Annotated in this window: 19 protein-coding genes, 2 tRNA genes and 2 rRNA genes; 6 read left to right on the plus strand and 17 right to left on the minus strand. The window is 30.1% G+C overall.

What is annotated here, in order from left to right:
- Positions 1 to 9: 9 nt before the first annotated feature.
- The 4 genes from PB7211_RS00185 (at position 10) to PB7211_RS00200 (ending at position 4,006) form a co-directional block, all read left to right on the plus strand.
- Positions 10 to 1,104, plus strand: a complete 1,095-nt coding sequence (locus PB7211_RS00185; protein ID WP_034398622.1) for an SGNH/GDSL hydrolase family protein — start codon at positions 10 to 12, stop codon at positions 1,102 to 1,104.
- Positions 1,105 to 1,124: 20 nt separating this feature from the next.
- On the plus strand, positions 1,125 to 2,051 hold the full coding sequence (locus PB7211_RS00190; protein WP_008545911.1) for a polysaccharide deacetylase family protein: 927 nt from the start codon (positions 1,125 to 1,127) through the stop codon (positions 2,049 to 2,051).
- Positions 2,052 to 2,080: 29 nt separating this feature from the next.
- Positions 2,081 to 3,097 (plus strand): hypothetical protein, encoded by a 1,017-nt coding sequence (locus PB7211_RS00195; RefSeq protein WP_008544302.1) that lies wholly within the window; start codon positions 2,081 to 2,083, stop codon positions 3,095 to 3,097.
- 90 nt (positions 3,098 to 3,187) lie between these two features.
- Entirely contained in the window at positions 3,188 to 4,006 is an 819-nt protein-coding gene (locus PB7211_RS00200) for a hypothetical protein (protein WP_008545485.1), read from the plus strand.
- Here the strand turns inward: PB7211_RS00200 and PB7211_RS00205 are convergent.
- The 11 genes from PB7211_RS00205 to PB7211_RS00255 form a co-directional block, all read right to left on the minus strand.
- Complete coding sequence (locus PB7211_RS00205) at positions 4,003 to 4,911, minus strand: Gfo/Idh/MocA family oxidoreductase (protein ID WP_008544937.1); 909 nt, start codon at positions 4,909 to 4,911, stop codon at positions 4,003 to 4,005. The genes PB7211_RS00200 and PB7211_RS00205 overlap by 4 nt on opposite strands.
- A gap of 40 nt (positions 4,912 to 4,951) precedes the next feature.
- Positions 4,952 to 5,749 (minus strand): SDR family oxidoreductase, encoded by a 798-nt coding sequence (locus PB7211_RS00210; protein ID WP_008545373.1) that lies wholly within the window; start codon positions 5,747 to 5,749, stop codon positions 4,952 to 4,954.
- Complete coding sequence (locus tag PB7211_RS00215) at positions 5,739 to 6,443, minus strand: acylneuraminate cytidylyltransferase family protein (protein ID WP_008546135.1); 705 nt, start codon at positions 6,441 to 6,443, stop codon at positions 5,739 to 5,741. Before PB7211_RS00215 ends, PB7211_RS00210 begins: the two co-directional genes overlap by 11 nt.
- A 134-nt stretch (positions 6,444 to 6,577) precedes the next feature.
- Entirely contained in the window at positions 6,578 to 7,591 is a 1,014-nt protein-coding gene (locus PB7211_RS00220; protein WP_008545798.1) for a sugar phosphate nucleotidyltransferase, read from the minus strand.
- Positions 7,579 to 8,736: a UDP-N-acetylglucosamine 2-epimerase gene (gene neuC / locus PB7211_RS00225; RefSeq protein WP_008545313.1), complete on the minus strand. Its 1,158-nt coding sequence runs from the start codon at positions 8,734 to 8,736 to the stop codon at positions 7,579 to 7,581. The genes PB7211_RS00220 and neuC overlap by 13 nt, the downstream gene beginning before the upstream one ends.
- A gap of 5 nt (positions 8,737 to 8,741) precedes the next feature.
- Positions 8,742 to 9,788, minus strand: coding sequence for an N-acetylneuraminate synthase family protein (locus tag PB7211_RS00230; protein WP_008545341.1), 1,047 nt, complete (start codon positions 9,786 to 9,788; stop codon positions 8,742 to 8,744).
- Positions 9,789 to 9,790: 2 nt separating this feature from the next.
- Entirely contained in the window at positions 9,791 to 10,798 is a 1,008-nt protein-coding gene (locus PB7211_RS00235) for an SDR family NAD(P)-dependent oxidoreductase (protein WP_008545550.1), read from the minus strand.
- Positions 10,799 to 10,895: 97 nt separating this feature from the next.
- Positions 10,896 to 13,648: ribosomal RNA gene (locus tag PB7211_RS00240) — 23S ribosomal RNA — on the minus strand.
- Between the two features lie 134 nt (positions 13,649 to 13,782).
- Positions 13,783 to 13,858, minus strand: a tRNA-Ala gene (locus PB7211_RS00245).
- Positions 13,859 to 13,870: 12 nt separating this feature from the next.
- A tRNA-Ile gene (locus PB7211_RS00250) sits at positions 13,871 to 13,947 on the minus strand.
- 99 nt (positions 13,948 to 14,046) lie between these two features.
- A 16S ribosomal RNA gene (locus tag PB7211_RS00255) occupies positions 14,047 to 15,521 on the minus strand.
- The 16S and 23S rRNA genes sit together here with 2 tRNA genes alongside, the layout of an rRNA operon.
- 336 nt (positions 15,522 to 15,857) lie before the next feature.
- Between PB7211_RS00255 and PB7211_RS00260 the strand changes: the two genes are divergently transcribed.
- The gene (locus PB7211_RS00260; protein WP_008545574.1) at positions 15,858 to 17,150 is read left to right on the plus strand and encodes a M23 family metallopeptidase; all 1,293 of its coding nucleotides are present in this window, start codon (positions 15,858 to 15,860) and stop codon (positions 17,148 to 17,150) included.
- On the opposite strand, the gene PB7211_RS00265 is transcribed toward PB7211_RS00260, so the two are convergent.
- Genes PB7211_RS00265 through PB7211_RS00285 form a run of 5 tightly spaced genes read right to left on the minus strand, consistent with a single transcriptional unit; the run spans position 17,147 to position 21,819 of the window.
- On the minus strand, positions 17,147 to 17,581 hold the full coding sequence (locus PB7211_RS00265) for a DUF4167 domain-containing protein (RefSeq protein ID WP_008545176.1): 435 nt from the start codon (positions 17,579 to 17,581) through the stop codon (positions 17,147 to 17,149). The genes PB7211_RS00260 and PB7211_RS00265 overlap by 4 nt on opposite strands.
- A gap of 11 nt (positions 17,582 to 17,592) precedes the next feature.
- Positions 17,593 to 18,435: a peptide chain release factor N(5)-glutamine methyltransferase gene (gene prmC, locus PB7211_RS00270; protein ID WP_034398626.1), complete on the minus strand. Its 843-nt coding sequence runs from the start codon at positions 18,433 to 18,435 to the stop codon at positions 17,593 to 17,595.
- Positions 18,436 to 19,509: a peptide chain release factor 1 gene (gene prfA, locus PB7211_RS00275; RefSeq protein ID WP_008544389.1), complete on the minus strand. Its 1,074-nt coding sequence runs from the start codon at positions 19,507 to 19,509 to the stop codon at positions 18,436 to 18,438. It abuts the gene before it with no gap.
- Complete coding sequence (gene ispG, locus PB7211_RS00280; protein ID WP_008544058.1) at positions 19,506 to 20,606, minus strand: flavodoxin-dependent (E)-4-hydroxy-3-methylbut-2-enyl-diphosphate synthase; 1,101 nt, start codon at positions 20,604 to 20,606, stop codon at positions 19,506 to 19,508. The genes prfA and ispG overlap by 4 nt, the downstream gene beginning before the upstream one ends.
- A gap of 1 nt (position 20,607) precedes the next feature.
- Entirely contained in the window at positions 20,608 to 21,819 is a 1,212-nt protein-coding gene (locus tag PB7211_RS00285) for an aspartate kinase (protein WP_008544952.1), read from the minus strand.
- A 78-nt stretch (positions 21,820 to 21,897) separates the two neighbouring features.
- On the opposite strand from PB7211_RS00285, the gene ubiG reads away from it, so the two are divergent.
- Complete coding sequence (gene ubiG / locus PB7211_RS00290) at positions 21,898 to 22,620, plus strand: bifunctional 2-polyprenyl-6-hydroxyphenol methylase/3-demethylubiquinol 3-O-methyltransferase UbiG (RefSeq protein ID WP_008544566.1); 723 nt, start codon at positions 21,898 to 21,900, stop codon at positions 22,618 to 22,620.
- On the opposite strand, the gene PB7211_RS00295 is transcribed toward ubiG, so the two are convergent.
- The gene (locus PB7211_RS00295) at positions 22,617 to 23,045 is read right to left on the minus strand and encodes a DUF1178 family protein (protein ID WP_008545521.1); all 429 of its coding nucleotides are present in this window, start codon (positions 23,043 to 23,045) and stop codon (positions 22,617 to 22,619) included. The genes ubiG and PB7211_RS00295 overlap by 4 nt on opposite strands.
- Positions 23,046 to 23,052 lie beyond the last annotated feature (7 nt).

A 23,052-nucleotide genomic window follows, 5' to 3' on the forward strand; every position in this document is an offset into this window, starting at 1 on the left:
AGAACCTTTATGAGTTGGATTAAGATTATATTAATCAATTTTATTTTAACATTTGCTTTAATAGGTATGTTTATATTAACTCCTCCAATTCTTTATTCAACATACCAATTAATTAAAGGCGACAAAACTAAAACAAGTCTAGATGAAAGATCTACATTAGATCTATACAAAAACTTTGAATGGTCAGATAAACATTTTGTTGAAGTTGCTGAATTGTCTACAACATATTATGACTTCATTACCTGGAGGAGAAATGATTATGCTGGTGAAACAATTAACATTAATAACGGTTTAAGAGTAACTTCAAAACCAGATAAATTAAATGGTAAAACTCTCAATTATTTTTTCTTTGGCGGCTCGACTACATGGGGTACTGGTGTTGATGATAAAAACACATATCCCTCTATATTTTCAAAATTAACAAGAAGCCATGTAACAAATTTTGGTGAGTCAGGTTATATTGCAAGACAGTCATTAGCGTATCTTAATAATCATGTTATAAATTATTCTCTTCTTGATATGTCAAATGTTAGCGTTGTATTTTACGATGGTGTTAATGATGTTAATTATAGATGTCGAAATGAATTTAATGGAATGGGAACAGGGCGAGAAAATCAAATTCAAAATTTGTTAAAAAGTGAAAAACGCTTTAGTTTTATGAGGACTTTTAATCAGATGAAAGACTTTATAAATTTAATTTTTCAAAAATATATACACAAAGATACATCAAATCTTTACAGTTGCGCTTCTAAAAAAAAACGAGCGCTCACAGTTGCTAAATCTCTTGTTGATACATGGGAAATTACTGCAGATTTTGTTGAGAGTCGTGGAGGTAAATTCACTGCAATTCTACAACCAGTTGCATATTATGGTAATGCTGACACAAGTTACCTTAACTTAACAAGCAATGATGAAAAGAAATCACTAGCTGCCCAGTATCAAGCTGTTTATCCAATAATTATTGAGCTTGCCAATGAGCGAAATTTTAATTTCATAGATCTCACTGGTGTGTATGACGGATGTAATGAGTGTTATATTGATTTTAATCATGTTGGTCCTCAAGGGCATGAAATCTTAGTCTCAAAATTAATCTCATATCTATAAAATGACTTGTTAAAAAAATTATGACAACAAATCAAAAAATTACTATTGTGATGTATCATTATGTCCGTCCAATTTTAAATAGTAAATATCCAGGTTTAAAAGGATTAGAATTAAAAAGTTTTCAACGACAATTAGATTATCTCCAAAAAAATTATTCAATTATTGACCCGGAAGAGATTATTGAAGCATTATTAAAAAAAAAAAACTTACCTAAAAATGCTTGCTGGCTAACCTTTGATGATGGATATAAAGATCACATAACACATGTTATGCCGGAATTAGTTGCTAGAAGACTTCGTGCTACTTTTTTTCCACCAGAAGAAGTCATTACTAAGTCAGTAGTCCTAGATGTTAATTCTATCCATCATATATTGTCTATTATTGATGATATCGATCAACTTATTAAGGAAATACATTTTTTAAGTGATAGAAACGCTATATTTAAAAAAGAAATTAATACTTATAAAAGAAAATATCATAGGTATGACGATGAAAAGACAATTTATGTGAAAAGAATGCTTCAGTATAAATTGCCAGAAAAAACTAGAAGTAAGATCGTGGATCAACTATTTGATAAATACATGGGTACTTCTAAAGAAGAATTTTCAAAAAAATTATATATGAACATAGATGATATTTCAGAGCTTATAAAAAATGGTATGTCCATTGGAAATCATAGTTCTACTCATCCGTGGCTTAATCAACTTAGTTATCAAGAACAAAAAGAAGAGATTAAAAAATCTATCAATTTTTTAAAAAAGGTTGGAGCTTCAACAACAGATTGGATTATGTGTTATCCTTACGGCGCTTATAATGATGATACCATATCAATACTTAAAGAGCTAGGTGCCTCAATTGGAGTAACAACTGAGGTTCGTATGGCTGATTTATTGAATGATAATCCTTTAACTTTGCCTAGGTTTGATACAAATGACTTTCCACAATAAAATAAAAAAAATAAATTAATCAATAAGAAATGAATCTCATTGAAAAAAATTTTCAATTTAGACTAGCGAATAGAAAAGATATAAATCAAATTATGCGATTTATAAAACTTTATTGGAAGAAAAATCATTTATGTGGAACAAATAAAAAAATTTTTGAATATGAATATTGTCATAAAGATAAGGTTAACTTTATGATGGCGATTAACAAAAAAAATAAAAAAATAAATGCAATACAAGGTTTTATTCCATATTCAGAAAATAAAAAAAACTTACATATATGTGGATCAATTATATTAGTAAAGCCAGGTTTGAAATTTCCTTTTCTTGGAATTGAAACAATGAAAAATATGATTAAAAAAACTCAAGCTAAAAGTTATTGTGGAATAGGAACTAATCCGTTGAACATGATACCTTTAGTTGAAAAATTTTTTAATAGATATACTTCTAAAATGACTCATCATTATTTTTTAAACCAAAAAATTAAAAATTTTAAAATTGCAAAAATAAAAAAAAAAACTAAATTTAAGTTAAATTCAAAAAAATTTTTTTATAAAAAAATTTCATCTTTTGACGAAATTAAAAATAAATTAAAATTTAATGAAGTTAAAAATAATTTACCATTTAAAAGTGAATTATATATAAAAAAAAGATATTTTAATAATCCAAATTTTAAATACGAATTTTTTTTAATAAATAAAAAAAATCTTTTAATTGGCAGAGAAATACATTTAAAAAAATATAAGAGAAAAATCTTTTCTTTAGTTGATTTTGTTGGTTCAATAAAAGAACTTGAAAAAATTAATCATCTTATTAGAAATCTAATAGATAAAAAAAATTATGAGTACGTAGATATGCTGTGCACAGGTAATCTTTCTAAAATTTTAATTAGATCAGGATTTAAAATCAAGTTACCCAAAGATAAAAATGTTATTCCAATATATTTCAATCCGTTTATAAAAAAAAATATTGATATTTTTTATCAAACCTCAGATAAAAAATTAGTATTTTTTAAAGCTGATGCAGATCAAGATAGAAGGAATATTTAGAGTAGTAAATTCTTTGAAATTCTTTTATTATTACATATATAACTTGTGTTTCTATAGTAAAAGTTTTTATTAGATTTAATATTAAAATATATGAATTCATCTTACAAATGTAAAAAACCATCTGAAAAAAATAATAAATATATTGAAAATTTTTTTATTAAAAAAGGTTTAAAATTATTAGTCGATATATCAAAAAAGAAAAAACCTTCAGTGAATGAAATGAAAATAAATGAACCTTTTATTCCTGAGTTAAATGATCTTTATAATCTATATCAGTACATATTAATAAATAAGAGAACAACAATACTAGAATTTGGTTCTGGTTGGTCAACCCTTATATTCAGTTTAGCTTTAAAAGAATTAAAAAATAAGTTTTCTAATGAAGTAAAATCATTAAGAAGAAATAATCCATTTGAACTATTTGTTTTGGAAAGTGAAAAAAAATATTTAAAAATAACTAAAAATAGAATTAAAAAATTTTATAAATACCTCAAAATTAAAGATCCAATTAAAATAAACTACTATTATTCCGATGTGGAAATGACAACTTTTAACAATAGAATTTGTACCCAATACAAAAAGTTACCACTTTGTAATCCTGATTTTATTTATTTAGATGGACCAGGTCAATTTATTGTAAAAAAAAATATAAATGGTATTACCACGACTCATAAAGATATGATGCCAATGGTATCAGATATTTTAAAATTTGAGTATTTTTATACACCTGGAACAATAATAGTTTGTGATGGAAGAGCAGCAAATACTAAATTTTTAAAAGATCACTTCAAAAGAAACTGGAAATATATTAGTGATAAAAAAAATGACCAACATATTTTTTGTTTAGTAGACCCATCATTAGGAAAATACAGTAATTTACAAATAAAATTTTATAATAAAAGCAATTAAAAATCTATTTTTTTACTATTTTTAATTTTTTTTAATATTGATAAACCATCTTTTAAAGAACAAAGATTTTCAAAATTATTTTTTAAAATTTCATAATACATATATTTAGTTGTTTTAAATTGAGAATATTTTTCTAACCGAAGTGTTTTATTTTTATTTTTAATTAATAATTTAATCTCAGAATTTAATAAATCTAAGTATAATTGAGTTCCATCTCTTAGACAAATTGTTAAATGTCTTTTGGAAATTTTATTAAAATAAGTTAACTTAATTTTTACTAATGCTTTTTTTTTTATCTTTCCAAATATTAAAGAAATATCTTCAGATAAGATATTTAAATTTGAAATTCTACGTTTATATATTTTTGAAATTTTAAAATCTTTAAATAGCCATAATAAATAATCTAATTCATGGCTCATATCTAACAATACACCGCCACCTTTTTTTGGAAACGCACTATAATTCTTTGAATAATCTGTATTTTTTCTCCATAGAGGTAAGAAACTTGAACATTCTGCCTCTACAAAAAAAACCTTATCTAAATTAATTTTTTTTTTTATGTACTGCAAACATTTGTGAAATCTAAGATTATAAGCTACATAAAATTTATTTTTTTTTGGTTTAAAATCATAGAATTTGTTAAAAAGAGGTTTTTCACAAAGAATTATTTTTTTACTAAATTTATCTTCAAGAAACTTACAAACAGAGTGATGTTTGTATGTTTCATTAGCAATAACAATTATATCTGGATTCAAATTATCTATTTTTTTTATAAAATGAAATTTATCACACGACTGATTTTTTTGATTAGTTTGTATAAAGATCTTTTTAATTATTTTAAATGAATTAAGAATTTCTGCATGTCTTTTTCCTGCTGACCCATAACCAATAATTAAAACTTCCATCAAAATATTAGATGATTTATAAAGTTTAATTTACCTATTATCATATAATTGAATATCCACCATCTATTACAATATTTGATCCTGTAATATATGATGAAGCAGGTGAGGCTAAAAAAATCACAGATGAGGCAATTTCTTGAGGTTTGCCCATTCTTTTTAAAGGAACTTTTTGACAAAATTTTCTTAAAAAAATTTTATCTTGTTTTTTTTTACTCCCTTTAATATGGCCCTTTATACCTCCGATAACCAAATTATTCACTCTTATATTGTATTTACCATAATAAGATGCCATTTGTTTCGTAAAATGTATGGTTGAACTCTTAATTATCCCATAAGTCATATTTTCACTTAAATTTGTTTTTTCATATAGATTGTTATCTTGAGCCACCAAACCATACATTGAGCTTAATTGTATAATACTTCCATGAATATTATTTTTCATCATTTTATCAGCAATACACTTAGCAATCCACACATAACTATTTAAGTGAATTTCAATATTTTTTTTATATGAATTAAAATTAATTTCTTCAAAAGTATTCTTTTTCCAATCTTTTGATACAGGATAAGATGCATTTATGAATACATGCGGACATTCATTTTTTCTCATATAATTAATAAAAAAATTTTTAATACTTTTTTCATTAGCACAATTAAATTTGACATATTTAGTTTTTGAGTTTTTTCTTTTATTTTTTATATTCAAGTCAAATACTGTAACTGATGCATCAAACTCCTCTAATGCTTTTACAATTTGAGATCCAATTAAACCACACCCACCTAGAACATAAATTTCATGGTGTTTTAGGCTAAAAAGATTTTTAAAATTAATTTTCATTTTTTCCAAAAAATTCTACAAGTTTAAAATCAGATAAACTATCTATATCGATAGATCTTCTGTAAGGCATTTCATAAAAAAGTGTTTTTTTACAGAACGGTCCTTTCTGTTTAAAACATGACTCCCTTTTCCAAAAATAAATTGAAGCATTAAGCTCGTAAACTAATGGGGCATCTTGTGTTCTTACATAAAATTTTTTAGGCTTTACGACTAATTCAAGTGAATTTTTTCCATTTTTTTGTACCATATTAAAAAAGGGATTTTTTCTTGCTTTATTTCCAGAAATTAACATATCTTGTTTTGAAACTTTAAATTTTCTAAACGCTTTTATAATGTCACCTATTTTTCTTAGTGGAGAAGTAACATCTAAATCACAAATATAGTCAAATTTACAGTTGAATTTTTTCTCTGCTTCTAAAATTGCATGCCTTATAACAGGCATTTTTGCAGCTTTATCATTTGAAAGTTTTCTAGGTCTTATAAACCAGGATTTGGCACCAAATTTTACTGCCATTCTGCTAAGTTTATCTGAGTCTGTAGAAAATACAACTTTATCAAAAATTTTTGAGGCAATAGCTTGTTTGATAGTGTGATATATCAAAGGTTTACCAAACAAATTTTTTGAATTTTTATTTTTTAATCTTTTTGATCCAGCTCTTGCACATATTATACATAAAACCTTTTCTTTATTCATAAAAAAATTTATCCTTACTCGACAAATACTTCAATTTTCTTATTTAAAATTAAAATTAAATACATGAACTTTTAATTAATGTATATTTACTAAAAAATAAATTTTAAGATTTTGTCATAATAAATTAACACTATCTACCTGTTATTTTTATAATCTATTTTATTGCCAATATCTATCCAATTTTCATAAATTGGATAACAGAATACCTTTTTATTTTTTTTTAATTGCTGTGTAATATATTCATTCATCATTAATTTTTTATTTCTAATAATATTTTTTAAGATTTTTTTATCAATAACATAAACTCCTGCATTAATTAGATGATAAATTTTTGGTTTTTCAACTATTGCATTTACTTTTGTGTAATTTCCTAAGATTTCTCCATATGGCATCTCAAAAAATTTATTTTTGCCACAAATAGTTATATCGGCCTTTTTTTTATTATGATAATCAACAAGATTATTGTAATCAATCTCAGATAGTAAATCTGAATTTGCAACTATCAAAGGAAATTCTGTTTGTTTTAGGTTTATTAATGATAAAGATCCTGCCGTGCCTAAATATTTTTTTTCATTAATGTAATTAATATTAACTTTTAATCTCTTACCGTTACCAAGATATTTTTTTATCTTATGTCCTAAATAGTTAACTGATATAATAAAATTTTTAAAACCTTGCCTCATAAAATTTAATATAATTTTTTCTATAATTGGCACTCCTTTAATTTTTAAGAGTGGTTTTGGAATTTTTTTAGTTAAAGGCATTAATCTAGAACCTTTGCCACCGGCCATTAAAAAAACTGTATTTTTTTTATTATTTAATAAATTTTTACTAAACTCTAAATCGATAATCTCTTTTTTTTTATTTACAACCGGAATACAAATAATATCTTTAAAAGAAGACAAATCATTACCTTTTTTTTTGAAATATCTTGGTTTTTTGAACATAATCTTTTCAACTGATTGCTCTAAATCTATTTTTTTTCTTATTGATCTTCTTAAGTCTCCACTTGATATCGATCCTAAAAGTTTATTTTTTTTATTAACTACAAAAAGTATTTTTATTTTTGATTTTGAAATCTTTTTTATAGCTTCAGAAATATTTTGATCTTTATGAATTATTGGAAATTTTTTCTTTATATTGTACATTTTTTTAATTTTAAATCGTTACTCAAAAATTTTTTTAATATTTCATTTGGAATTTTTTTAAATTTTCTACTTAATTTATATGGATTTTCTTGAGCCTTATAATTATTTAATCCATTATAAATTTTATAAATTATTTGTTTTTTATTGGCTTTTACATCCACAACATTTCTAGGTTTTAATCTCGATTTCTGTCTATTACCTATATTTAAAGTTGGGCAATTAAAAAAAATTGTCTCTTTAATTCCACTTGAAGAATTTCCCATACAAAAACCTTTTTTATTTTTTCCAATATAATAAAGCAATGAATGGTAATTGACACGACCTAAATGTTTTATAACTCTAACTCCTTTAACCTTTTTTTTTAACTTTATAATTTTATTAATTATATATTGATACCCAGGATCAAAATTAGGATAAGTAATTATAACCTGATTATCCTTTGATAAATGCTCAAGGGCTTTGAAAACTTCATCAACATCTTTTCTCTGATCTTTTTCATCTTTCACAACTGGATGAAATGTAAATAATATTAACGACTTTTCATGATTAAGTAAAAATTTCTTCTCTATTTTTTTTTGGTTAAACTTTTGCTTTTGCATTAAGTAAAAAGGCGAATAACCAACATTTAAGCAACGCCATTTCTCCTCTCCCATTTTTAGTATTCTTTTTAAAGAGTCATTATTAGAAGTTAAGTGTATATGTGAAATTTTGGTTATAGCATGTCTTATGTTATCATCTAATGCACCACCCTCTGTTACATCGCCACCTTCATAATGAATAATTGGTATTTTTCTTAAATAGGTAGAAATTGCGAATGCAAATGTTTCAAATCTATCACTTGATAAAAAAACTAAATCTGTTTTTCTTTTTTTTAAAAACAAATTAACTTTATTTTGTAATTTATTAAAATAATCTGATGTATTGCCTAAGGTGTTTGTATTCAGTGGTAAATTTATTTTGAAATATTTTATCTTATCTTTTTTTATTTCCTTTACTGATAATCCAAATTTTTTTGAAAAATGAGATCCCGCAACAACTAGTTCAACATTAAACATTTTGTGTTTTAGAAAAATTTTCAGAAAAGGATAAATAAGTCCATATTCTGCTCTATTTGCAGAAAAAAAAACGATATTTAATTTTTTCATCTGAATTATTTAATATGATTTTTTTTAATTTGAGTATTTTTCTTTATATTTTTTTTTAATTTTTTTCCAATTAATGAAGGATAATCTTCAGCGCTAAAGTCACCTGTTCCTGGTCGTCTTACCCATATATTTCTCTTGCTCAATATTTCCCCAGATTGAATATCTCTATTGCTTACAACAGAAGCAAAAGCAAATTCAGCTGTTTTCTTCTCTTCTTTAACTGGCTTTATTCCTCCTGGTTTTGCTTGGTGTATTAATTCTACACCATGCAAAAGATCTCTCATTTGATTAGAATTTACAGAAGCAGATATATCGGGACCCTTTCTCGAACTTTTATCAATAAAATGTTTTTCTACAATTGATGCGCCCATTGCAACTGCAGCAAAAGACGTATAATTTTCTCCAGTATGATCTGATAAACCATAAACTGTTTTAGGAAAATTTTTTTTAATTTCATTAAGTGCATTTAGTCTAATCAAATTATGTGGTGTGGGATAAAGATTTGTTGTGTGAAGTATTGCACACTTAACTTTATTTTTTTTTAATATTTTTATTGCTTTTTTAATTGATTTTAAATCGTTCATTCCAGTGCTAATAATTACTGGTTTTTTAAATGAAGCTATATAACTAACAAGAGGATAATTGTTACACTCACCACTTCCAATTTTAAATGCCTGCACTTTGAATTTAATCAATCGATTAACTGCTTCTCTTGAAAAAGGTGTGCTTAAAAAAATAGCTCCTTTTTTTTCAATATATTTTTTTAATTCTAATTCATCTTTTTCATTTAAAGCACAATTTTGGATTATTTCGTATATGTTTTTTTTTGTATGAACTGGCACTATTTTCTTTGCCTCTTCACTCATTTCATCATTAGGAATATGAGTCTGATGTTTAATCACCTCTGCCCCACACTTAATTGCCTCATCAACTATTTTTTTTGCAAATTTTAAGTTTCCATTATGATTTATTCCCAACTCAAAGATTACTAGTGGTTTATAATTTGGGCCAATTTTTCTTTTTCCAATTTGGATAATTTCATTTTGGCTCATGATTAAATGTTATATTTCTGAATATTCGTATATTTAGTTAGGTTTTTTTCTTCTTTAAACCATTCATATGTTTCTTTTAAAGCTTTTTTAAAACCTGAATGATTTAAATATTTTGGTTTCCATTTGTTGCTGGTGTATATTTTCTTGTTAGAGCCTCTTAAATTATATACTTCAGCTTTTCTAAATCTTTTTTTTGAAATAATTATCTTTGGATTATGACCAGTAATTTTTTTTAATGACTCAATTACATCATAAATTTTAAATGATTTGCCTGTACAAATATTATAAATCTCACCAGGTTTACATGAAGGCTTAAGAAGACTGATTAATCCAGAAACTGTATCCCTAACATAAACAAAATCTCTACTAGTTTTCAAATTTCCTACCTTAATAGTGTTGTTCTTTTTACTTATTGTTGCAAATTGTGAAATAATGGTCGGTATGACAGCCCTTAAAGACTGCCTTGGTCCAAACGTATTAAATGGCCTTGCAACAACAACTGGCAAGCCTGTTGCTTTGAACATTGATATTGCAAGATTGTCAGCAGCTATTTTTGATGCCGCATATGGTGACTCTGATACAGTGATAGTTTTTTCAGTGAGAACGTTTGAATTTTTAAGTAAATCATTTCCATAAACTTCACTAGAAGATATTTGTATTATCTTTTTTATTTTATTTTTTTTTATTGTAGATGCTCTAAATATATTTAGAGCTCCTAAAATATTCGTGTCAATAAATGTTTGTGGATTTTTAAATGAATATGGCACAGAAATACTAGCTGCTAAATTAAATACATAATCACAATTTAATAAAGCATTATTGACTGAGTCAAAATCAGTAATATCTCCTCTAACTACTTCAAGATTCTTATGTGAAAGATTGTCTAACCAGCCTTGAGACTGTGTTGAATTATATCTTACAAACGCTTTAACTTTATGCTTTTGAGTAAGGAGTGTCTCGCATAAATGAGATCCTATAAATCCGGCAGCACCTGTTACTAAAATTCTCATATAAATAAAATATATTTATTTATACAAAACATAAAAGAATAATATACTTTTTTGTTATCTTAACTTTTAATATCAAATAAAAATTTTTTTCAGTGCATAAATCAAGCCAATTGAGCTATTAGTACTGGTCAGCTGCACGCATTGCTGCGCTTCCACATCCAGCCTATCAACGTGGTGGTCTACCACGGCTCTATAGGAAGAACTAGTTTTGAGGTGAGTTTCCCGCTTAGATGCTTTCAGCAGTTATCTCTTCCATACTTAGCTACCCGGCACTGCAGCTGGCGCTACAACCGGTCCACCAGTGGTATGTTCAACCCGGTCCTCTCGTACTAGGGTCAACTCCTCTCAATTCTTCTACACGCATAGCAGATAGGGACCGAACTGTCTCACGACGTTCTGAACCCAGCTCACGTACCACTTTAATTGGCGAACAGCCAAACCCTTGGGACCTGCTCCAGCCCCAGGATGTGATGAGCCGACATCGAGGTGCCAAACACTGCCGTCGATATGAGCTCTTGGGCAGTATCAGCCTGTTATCCCCGGCGTACCTTTTATCCGTTGAGCGATGGCCCTTCCACTCAGAACCACCGGATCACTATGACCGACTTTCGTCTCTGCTCGACTTGTCAGTCTCACAGTCAGGCAGGCTTATGCCATTGCACTCTACGAACGATTTCTGACCGTTCTGAGCCTACCTTCGCACGCCTCCGTTACTATTTGGGAGGCGACCGCCCCAGTCAAACTACCCACCATACAATGTCTTGATGCCGGATGACGGCAATCAGTTAGATACCAAGAAAAACAAAAGAGGTATTTCACTGGTGACTCCACAAAAGCTGACGCCTTTGCTTCAATGTCTCCCTCCTATACTAAATATGTTTTTCCTAATACCAATGTAAAGTTGCAGTAAAGGTGCACGGGGTCTTTCCGTCTAACTACGCGAACTCCGCATCTTCACGGAGAATTCAATTTCACTGAGTTGATGTTGGAGACAGCGGAGAAATCGTTACGCCATTCATGCAGGTCGGAACTTACCCGACAAGGAATTTCGCTACCTTAGGACCGTTATAGTTACGGCCGCCGTTTACTGGGGCTTCAGAAGTTAGCTTGCACCAACCGCATTAACCTTCCAGCACCGGGCAGGCGTCAGACCCTATACATCCACTTACGTGTTAGCAGAGCCCTGTGTTTTTGATAAACAGTCGCTTCTCCCTGGCTTGTGCCACCCATCTCTAGTTGCCTAAAAACAGGTCTTCCTTATCCCGAAGTTACGGAAGCATTTTGCCGAGTTCCTTCAACATCATTCTCTCAAGCGCCTAAATATACTCTATTAATCCACCTGTGTCGGTTTAGGGTACGGTCTAATGATGGAGCTATTTCTTGGAACCTTTTCGCGGCATACTCAATCCATTAAGAGTACACAACTTACAAGATTCGTCACTACCATCTGGTTAAGGAATATTAACCTTATTTCCATCGACTACGGCTTTCGCCCTCGCCTTAGGTGCCGACTAACTCTGCGCGGATTAACCTTGCGCAGAAACCCTTGGATTTTCGGCGAAAAAGTTTTTCACTTCTTTTATCGTTACTTATGTCAGCATTCGCACTTCTGATACCTCCAGGATCCCTCACAGGTATCCCTTCACAGGCTTACAGAACGTTCCGCTACCGCTTATAAAACTCGAAAGTTTTATAAACCCACAGATTCGGTATATGATTTTAGCCCCGTTACATCTTCGGCGCAGAAACTCTATTAGACCGGTGAGCTGTTACGCTATCTTTAAAGGATGGCTGCTTCTAAGCCAACCTCCCGGCTGTTAAGGAATTTCCACATCCTTTCACACTTAATCATAATTTGGGGACCTTATCTGGTGGTCTGGGCTCTTTCCCTCTCGACCATGGACCTTAGCACCCACAGTCTGTCTGATGAAGAACAATACTTAGTATTCGGAGTTTTATTAGGTTTGGTAAGAATCTCTTCCCCCTAGCCCATTTAGTGCTCTACCTCTAAGCATCTATTTATTCATCGCACTACCTAAATAGTTTTCGCGGAAAACCAGCTATCTACGAATTTGGTTGGCCTTTCACCCCTTACCACAAGTCATCCAAAGACTTTTCAACGTCAACTGGTTCGGTCCTCCGGTTGGTGTTACCCAACTTTCAACCTGCTCATGGTAAGCTCATTCGTTTTCGGGTCTAATTCATAAAACTAATCGCCCTATTAAGACTTGCTTTCGCTGCGCCTACACCTAGATGGCTTAAGCTTGCTTTATAAATTAAGTCACTGACCCATTATACAAAAGGTACGCCGTCACTCTAAAAAGAGCTTCGACTGATTGTAGGCATGCAGTTTCAGGTTCTATTTCACTCCCCTAATAGGGGTTCTTTTCACCTTTCCCTCACGGTACTAGTTCACTATCGGTCACTGAAGAGTATTTAGGCTTAGAGGGTGGTCCCCCTATATTCGAGCAAGATTTCACGTGTCCCGCTTTACTCAAGAATTTTGTTAAACATTACTCATACGGGACTATCACCCTCTATGGTTAGCATTTCCAAACTATTCAAATTTTTTTAACAAAACTACTGGCCTAGTCCGCGTTCGCTCGCCACTACTAACGGAATCTCAATTGATTTCTTTTCCTCTGGTTACTTAGATGTTTCAGTTCTCCAGGTTGTCTCTTTAAACCTATGTGTTCAGTTTAAAGTACCACATAAAGTGGTGGGTTTCCCCATTCGGAAATTTTCGGATCAAAACTTACATACAGCTCCCCGAAACTTATCGCAGTATATCACGTCCTTCATCGGCTTTCAGTGCCAAGGCATCCACTACACGCCCTTAAACGCTTGATTTATGCACAGAAAAAAATTCTGTGTTGAATCAAATTTTTATTTTGAACATTAGCTAATAACATTACTAATGTTCGGATATAGATATTGATATTAATTATTATTTTTATTTACGATTTTTATAACTAAGTGTTTTTTGGTGGAGGATAGCGGGATCGAACCGCTGACCTCCTGAATGCAAATCAGGCGCTCTCCCAGCTGAGCTAATCCCCCATGATCTTATATTGGTGGGCCGAGAAAGACTCGAACTTTCGACCCCACCCTTATCAAGGGTGTGCTCTAACCAACTGAGCTACCGGCCCCCATGCAAGAGAAACACTACTTTAAGAAGAGAAATGAGGACGGTCAACATTACCTATGTATATTATTTAGAATAAAATTTTACTTTCATTCATCCTTAGAAAGGAGGTAATCCAGCCGCAGGTTCCCCTACGGCTACCTTGTTACGACTTCACCCCAGTCGCTGACTATACCGTGGTCAAGGGTTTAAAACCTTGCCTTAAGGTAGAACCAACTCCCATGGTGTGACGGGCGGTGTGTACAAGACCCGGGAACGCATTCACCGTGGCACGCTGATCCACGATTACTAGTAATTCCAGCTTCATGCACTCGAGTTGCAGAGTGCAATCCGAACTGAGGTATCTTTTAGGGATTTGCTTAACTTCGCAGTTTCGCTTCCTGTTGTAGATACCATTGTAGCACGTGTGTAGCCCAACACGTAAGGGCCATGAGGACTTGACGTCATCCCCACCTTCCTCCAGCTTATCACTGGCAGTTCTTTCAGAGTGCCCAACTTAATGATGGCAACTAAAAGTGAGGGTTGCGCTCGTTGCGGGACTTAACCCAACATCTCACGACACGAGCTGACGACAGCCATGCAGCACCTGTGTTTCGTCCGGCCGAACCGAAAACTCTAATCTCTTAGAGTCGCGACGAACATGTCAAGTGTTGGTAAGGTTCTGCGCGTATCTTCGAATTAAACCACATGCTCCACTACTTGTGCGGGTCCCCGTCAATTCATTTGAGTTTTAACCTTGCGGTCGTACTCCCCAGGCGGTGTGTTTATCGGTTTCCCTGCGACACTGAAAATAAATTTCCAACGTCTAACACACATCGTTTACGGCATGGACTACGAGGGTATCTAATCCTCTTCGCTACCCATGCTTTCGTTCCTCAGTGTCAGTAATGATCCAGAAAGCTGCCTTCGCAATTGGTATTCTTTCTAATATCTACGAATTTCACCTCTACACTAGAAATTCTGCTTTCCTCTATCATACTCTAGCTGAAAAGTTTTAATGGCAGTTCCAGAGTTAAGCTCTGGGATTTCACCACTAACTTTTTCAACCACCTACGAACTCTTTAAGCCCAGTAATTCCGAACTACGCTAGGTCCCTTCGTATTACCGCGGCTGCTGGCACGAAGTTAGCCGGACCTTCTTATTCGGGTACAGTCATTTTCTTCCCCGACGAAAGAGCTTTACAACCCAAGGGCCTTCTTCACTCACGCGGCATCGCTGCATCAGAGTTTCCTCCATTGTGCAAGATTCCCCACTGCTGCCTCCCGTAGGAGTTTGGGCCGTGTCTCAGTCCCAATGTGGCTGATCATCCTCTCAAATCAGCTATTGATCACAGTCTTGGTAGGCCATTACCCCACCAACAAACTAATCAAGTGCAGGCTCATCCAATGGTGCATAAAGCTTTCTCCGTAAAGACTTATCCGGTATTAGCACAAGTTTCCTCGTGTTATTCCAGGCCAAAGGGCAGATACCTACATGTTACTCACCCGTCTGCCACTAAGTATTGCTACTTCGTTCGACTTGCATGTGTTAGGCGTGCCGCCAGCGTACGTTCTGAGCCATGATCAAACTCTCAAGTTTAAAAACGGCGCACACTAGCTTCTATATAAATTCTAAGAATAAAATTTATATAATGTTGAAGTGTGTACGACAAATTTTGGTAACCTTAACCGTCCACACTTCTCTTCTTAAATTTTTACTTTTTAAATAGCTAATTGGGCTTAAAAGCCACAATAATCCTAACAAATTTATTGTGTTAACAATAATTTATTAGAGAAAGTGTTGTGCTTATAGGCTAAAATAAAAGGAAATCAAGCAATTATGAATAAAAAAAAGTTAAAAAATCGACGATTTTATTGGGTTTTTTTTGATTTTTTTACATTGCTCAACTAATAATTCCTTACAATACATTTAAAAATGCAAAAAAAAATTATTTTTTTTTTAACAAAAAACTTAAAAATAATAGGGTTAATTTCTCTAGTTATATTTGCAATCACAGTCGCCCTATATTCTAATTATCAAAAAAATTTAGGTTCAAAAAAATACAATAATTTTATTGATAATGTTTATTTGAAAAAAACACTTAATGAAATTATTAATAATTTAGAACCTAGATATAAAAAATATAATCATAAAATTAAGTCTGGCGAAACTTTTGATAAGATACTTAAAGAATATTCAATAAATAAAAAAGAAATTATAGAAATTAAAGAGAGTCTTCTAAAAAAAGTAAATATTAATAAATTAAATACAAATCAAAAAATTCAAATTGTCATAGATCAAACCAATAATAAAATTAAAGAATTTATTTTTCAAATCTCTAACACAGAAAAAATTTATCTATCAAGGGATAATGTAGGAACAAAATTTAATCAAAAAATTTTAACCTTGAAATTAGATAAAAAAGTTATTTTTAAAGAAAATACTATTTTACAAAGTTTGTATAAAGCTGCTACAGATCAAAATATTCCACCAAATACAATAATTGAATTTGCAAGAATTTATGGTTTTCAGGTAGATTTTCAAAGGGATATTAGAAAAGAGGATAAATTTCAAATCATTTATGAAGTTTTCGTTGATAAAAATAAAAAAGTAATTGAAACGGGAGAGATTATTTTTGCAAATCTTAAACTTAGTGGTCAAGATAATTCTCTATATTACTTTGATAAAGAAGATGTAATGGGTCATTATGATAAAAATGGCAAAAGTGTTCAAAAGGCATTGATGAAGACTCCAATTAATGGAGCACGGTTATCTTCATCATTTGGACTTAGAAAACATCCAATAGATGGATTTACTAAAATGCATAGAGGAACTGATTTTGCTGCACCTAAAGGAACTCCAATTATGGCATCTGGGAATGGAATTATAAAAAAAGTAGGTTGGTGTGGGGGTGGAGGTAACTGTATAAAAATAAGACACAACTCAACTTATGAAACTGTTTATGCTCATATGTCTAAATTTGCACGCGGAATGAAAACTGGTGTAAGAGTTAAACAAGGGCAAACAATAGGATTTGTTGGATCAACTGGAAAATCAACTGGCCCTCATTTACATTATGAAGTTATTGTAAATGGAAAAAAAGTTAATTCACAAACATTAAAACTTCCATCAGGTAAAATTTTAAAAGGGAAAAATCGACAATTATTTGAGACTAATAAAATTAAAATAGATGTTTTAAAATCAGAGAAAATTATTGGCTTAAATTAACTAGTTTCAGTACTTTTTTTTATCGTAGGTTTTATCTCAGAAACGTTATTTATTGTTTCAACCTTGTCCTCAACTTTTTCAGATATTTCCTCAGCGTCTAAGTTGCTTTCATCTGACTTGCTTTCAGAAAATCTTGCTCTTCTCTGGTTTTCTTGTTCATTTAAAATTCTAGTAAAATGATCTGCGTGCTGGAAATAATTCTCTGAAAGAATTTTGTCTCCATTTGATGAAGCTTCTCTAGCTAAATCATTGTATTTTTCTATTAATTTTGAAGCATTGTGATTATTTCTACCTGGGGCTTTTCTCTTAAAATTCTCATTGTTTGAATAATTCGACCCAAATTTTGGTCTGTCAGCATTGCTTTTAAAATTTCTGTCATTTCTTCTAAAATTGTTTCTTCTTACATTGTTATTATTTCTAAATGTGACCATAGCTTTATTTATTATATCTTTGTACTAACAATGCATCTATCGTTTAACGCAAGATCTTTTAAAGTACAATTTATATAAAAACCCTTTTCTTTTAATAGTTTAACTACTTTATTTTTTTGATTAAAACCTATCTCTAAAACAAATTTGCCATTTTTTTTTATCAGTTCAGATGATTTTTTTATTACTTTTCTGATTTCTGATAAGCCATCTACTCCACCATCTAATGCTAATTTTGGCTCAAATTTAACAACATCACTTTCCAAATATTTTAGTTCACAACTTTTAATATAAGGAGGATTAGATATGATTAAATCATAATTGGCTTCCACAAATTTGTCAATATCTGATTTATATAGTTTTGCTCTTCCATAAACTTTGAGTCTTTTTGCGTTTATTTTGCATATATCAAGGGCATTTTTACTGATATCTATTCCAGTTCCATAAAAATTTTTTCTTTCTTTTAAAATGCTTAAAAGAATACATCCTGATCCAACACCAATATCCAATATGTTCATCATATTTTTATGTTTAGTTAATTTTAAAACCTGCTCAACAATTGCCTCTGTATCTGGTCGAGGGATAAGAGTATTTTCATTAACGAAAAATTCATTATTCCAAAAAAATTTTTTGTTAATTATTTGCGCTATTGGTTTATAGCTAGCACGTTCTTTTATTAATTTATTAAAATATTTTAAATCTTTACCATCTAAATCCTCTTTGTTATTCAAAATAATGTATTTACGATCTTTCTTAAGTGCTTTAGCCATTAAAATTTCAGCGTCTAATTTTGCGGTATTTATTCTTTTATTTATTAATATATTTGTTCCATGTTGGATTGCTAATTGTATATTCATTTATTTTAAATTGCTCAAGCTATCTTCTTGTGCCTGAAGTGTTAATGACTCAATCATTTCATCAAAAGCTTCACCTTCTAAAAACTCTTCCAGTCTATGTAGCGTGAGATTAATTCTATGATCGGTAACTCTTCCTTGAGGAAAATTATAGGTTCTTATTCTTTCAGATCTATCTCCAGTTCCAATTTTTGTTTTTCTATCTTGTGATCTTTCTTGATCAATTCGAGATCTTTCTAGCTCATATAATCTTGATCTTAAAATTTTCATACCTTTTGCCTTGTTTTTGTGTTGTGATTTTTCATCCTGTTGTGAAACAGTTAAGCCAGTAGGAATATGCGTAATTCTTACCGCACTATCAGTAGTGTTTACTGATTGTCCACCAGGGCCACCAGCTCTAAATACGTCAATTCTTAAATCAGCCTCATTTATTTTAAGATCTACTTCTTCGGCCTCAGGTAGTACTGCTACAGTTGCTGCGGACGTATGAACTCTTCCTTGGGTTTCGGTATCTGGCACTCTTTGAACTCTATGAACTCCACTCTCATACTTTAGAGTAGAATAAATATTTGTACCCTTTATTGAAGCTATTACTTCTTTTAATCCACCGGCATCGCTTCTTGAAATAGATATTAATTCTAGTGCCCATTTTTTTTTGTGACTTACTTTTTCGTACATTTTAAATAAGTCTGAAGCAAATAAACTTGCTTCTAATCCTCCTGTTCCTGCTCTAATTTCTATGATCGCATTTTTTTTATCTGCTTCATCTTTGGGTAGTAAAAATAATTTTAGCTTTTTTTCATTTCTTTCATATTCATCTTTAAGCTCTAATAATTCCGTATCAGCTAATTTTTTCAATTCTTCATCAACAGAATTGTCATTCAAAATATTTTCTAATTCTTTTTTATCTTTTTCATATGATAAATATTTTTTTGCACTTACTATTACTTCACTTATATCAGAATATTCTTTTGATTTTTCTGCAAAAACCTTTTTTTCTAAATCTCTAGATGACAAATCTTTTTCTAGAGTTGAGTGCTTTAATATTAACTCTTCAATTGTTTTTATTGGTATCATGAATTTTTTTCTAATTCAGAAGCTTTTTTTTCAACTTCTGACACAACTTTTTCTATAATATCATTCGTTAAAACTTTTTCGCTTTGAACTCCCGATAAATAAAGCATGTTGTTTCCTTTTCCACCACCAGTTATGCCAATATCTGTCAAGGCAGCCTCTCCTGGACCATTCACAACACATCCTATAATCGATAATGTCACAGGAGTTTTTATATGAGAAAGCTTTTCCTCTAATATTTTTACAGTATCAATTACTTGAAAACCTTGTCTTGCACATGAAGGACATGATATTATCCTAACTCCTCTATTCCTTAAACCTAAAGATTTTAATATTTCATTTCCTACTTTTATTTCTTCAGGTGGATCATCTGACAGAGAAATTCTAATTGTATCACCAATTCCATCCATTAACAAAGATCCAAGGCCTATTGAGGATTTTATACTTCCAGATACAAAACTTCCTGCCTCTGTTATCCCGAGATGTAATGGATAGTCTGTCACTTTAGAAAGTTGACGATAAGCAGCTATTGATAGAAAAACATCTGACGATTTCACACTTACTTTAAAATTAAAAAAATCTTGATCTTCTAAAATTTGAATGTTTCTTAAAGCGCTTTCAACTAATGCCTCTGGGCATGGCTCTTTAAATTTTTCTAATATATCTCTTTCTAAGGATCCAGCATTAACTCCTATTCTAACCGAACAATCATTATTTTTTGCAGCACTAAGCACTTCATGAATTTTTACTTTGTCACCGATATTTCCTGGATTTATTCTTAAACATTTTGCTCCATTTTCTGCAGCTTCTATTGCTCTTTTGTAATGAAAATGAATATCTGCAACAATAGGTACAGTTACATTTTTGACTATTTCTTTAAGTGCTAGAGTGGAATCTTTATCAGGACAAGAAACTCTGACAATATCAGCTCCTTCATTTACAATATCATTAATTTGATTAATCGTGGCTTTCACGTTTGTTGTTAATGTATTTGTCATAGACTGAACTGAAATTGGGTTATCTCCACCAATTTTTACGTTTCCGACATTAATTACTTTTGTTTTTCTTCTTTTTATATCTCTGAAAGGTCTAACACTCATTTTAATCTAATTTAAATTCTTTATGTAAAACTGCTACAGCTTTTTTTACATTTTTAGATGAGACTAAAACTGATATCTTGATTTCTGAAGTTGAAATTACTTGAATATTAATTTTTTGTGACGCTAAAGCTTGGAACATTCTATAAGTTATACCTGGAGTTGTTATCATTCCTACTCCAATAATTGAAACTTTGGAAACTTCTCTGTCAAAAGAAATTTTTTTAAAAGATATTTTTTTATTTTGTTTAATTAATTTTTCAGTTTTTTTTAAATCTTCAGATTTTATTGTAAAAGTTAAATCAGTTTCTTTGCCATTTAATGAGATATTTTGAACAACCATGTCTACATTAATTAAATTGTGAGATAATGGCTTAAAAATACAGGCTGCTACACCTGGCCTATCTTTTACTCCTATAATTGTAATTTTAGCATCATTTTTTGTTGAGGAAATTCCTGTTATAATCTGATCACTAAATGACTTGGAGTATCCAGTTATCAAAGTCCCAGGTTTTTTAACAAAAGAAGATTTAACTTCTATATTTATTTTATTTAATTTGGCATCTTGAACTGAGGTTGGTTGCATTACTTTTGAACCAAGCGACGCCATTTCTAACATTTCATCGTAAAAAATTTTTTTTATTTTTTTTGCATTTTTATAATCTCTAGGGTCAGTTGTGTAAACTCCGTCAACATCTGTATAAATAATACATTCATCTGCATTTAAAAATTTAGCAAACATAATTGCTGTAGCATCTGAACCACTTCTACCAATTGTATTAAGTCTTGATTTGCTGTTGATACCTTGAAAACCAGTAATAATAGGAATACCATTATTTTTGAGATAATTTTTAATCTCTTTTGTAACTATATGAATTATTCTAGCGACAGAGTAAGATCCCTCAGTTAAAATTGGAACTTGCCATGACAGCCAAGATCTAGATTTAAATCCAATATGATTCAACCTCCCAGCTATTAATGCACACGAAACTTGCTCACCAGTAGATACCAGAGCGTCGTACTCAGCTTTATCAAAATTATTACTTATCTGCTTAGATTTATTTATAAGGTCATTAGTAACTCCACTCATAGCAGAGGAAATTACAACAACTTTATTTTTTTTCTTTTTATAGGATGCGATAATTTTACATACTTTTTTTATTCTATCTATGCTTCCTACAGAAGTGCCACCAAATTTTAATACTACGGTTTTCATTTGATTAATTTAATTATTATAACTTAAATAACAATTGATAAAATACATCTTAGTTGTTATGTCAACTAATTAACAAAAATGAGTAGTGTAAATAAAAAAGAGATTGAAAAATTTTCCAAAATGGCTGCTGAATGGTGGGATCCTGAGGGCAAATTTAAACCATTACATAAATTTAATCCAATAAGAATAAAATATATTAAAGATAATATTATTTACAGTTTTAAATTAAAATCTAAGGAGAAGCCTTTACAAAAGATTAATATATTAGATATAGGGTGTGGGGGTGGACTTTTATCTGAACCAATGGCAAGATTAGGAGCAAATGTAACTGGTATAGATGCATCTGATAAGAATATTAAAATTGCCAAACTACATGCAAAAAAAAATAAACTTAATATTAATTATTTTTGTTCATCTCCTGAAAAACTAAAAATCAAAAAAAAATTTGATGTAATATTAAATATGGAAATAATTGAACATGTTGAGGATATAAATTTTTTTATCAAATCTTGCTCAAAACTTTTAAAAAAAAATGGCTTAATGTTTGTTGCTACTTTAAATAAAACTTTAAAATCATATGTTTTTGCAATTATTGGTGCTGAGTATGTATTGAGATGGCTACCAATAGGAACTCATGATTGGGAAAAATTTGTGAAACCTGAAGATCTTAAGAATATTTTAAATAAGAATAATTTAAAAATCGAAAAAATAGATGGAATGAACTTTGATATATTCAAAGATGAGTGGAATATTTCAAAAGATACTTCAATTAATTATATTGCAAAATCTTTAAAAGTTTAATTTTCTTTATCTTCTACCCATGGGATCATTTGTGTTTCAATTCCCTCTTCTTGAAGCTCAATAAGATCTTTCTTTGAGGCACTACCATAAATACCTTTAGAATTTTTTTTTTTCTCATAATGAATAGATCTTGCTTCATAGGCAAAATTTTCACCTACGTATTTAAAATTATCTTTAATAAATTTTTGATAATCTTTTATGGTTTTTTTTATATTTTGAAATTTTGTAAATTCTGAATTATTTTTTTGACTTTTATTTTTATTAATTAATTTTGGTGCCATTAGTGATTTATCTATCTTAAGCGAATTACAATTATGGCAGTTTAATAATTTTTTTCTTTTTAATTTTTCAAATTCTTTTGATGAAGCAAACCAACTATCAAATGTTATTTCACAGTCATTACAGATTAGTTTGTATTTTATCATTACTACT

It is taken from the genome of Candidatus Pelagibacter sp. HTCC7211, from assembly GCF_000155895.1.
Taxonomy (GTDB): domain Bacteria; phylum Pseudomonadota; class Alphaproteobacteria; order Pelagibacterales; family Pelagibacteraceae; genus Pelagibacter.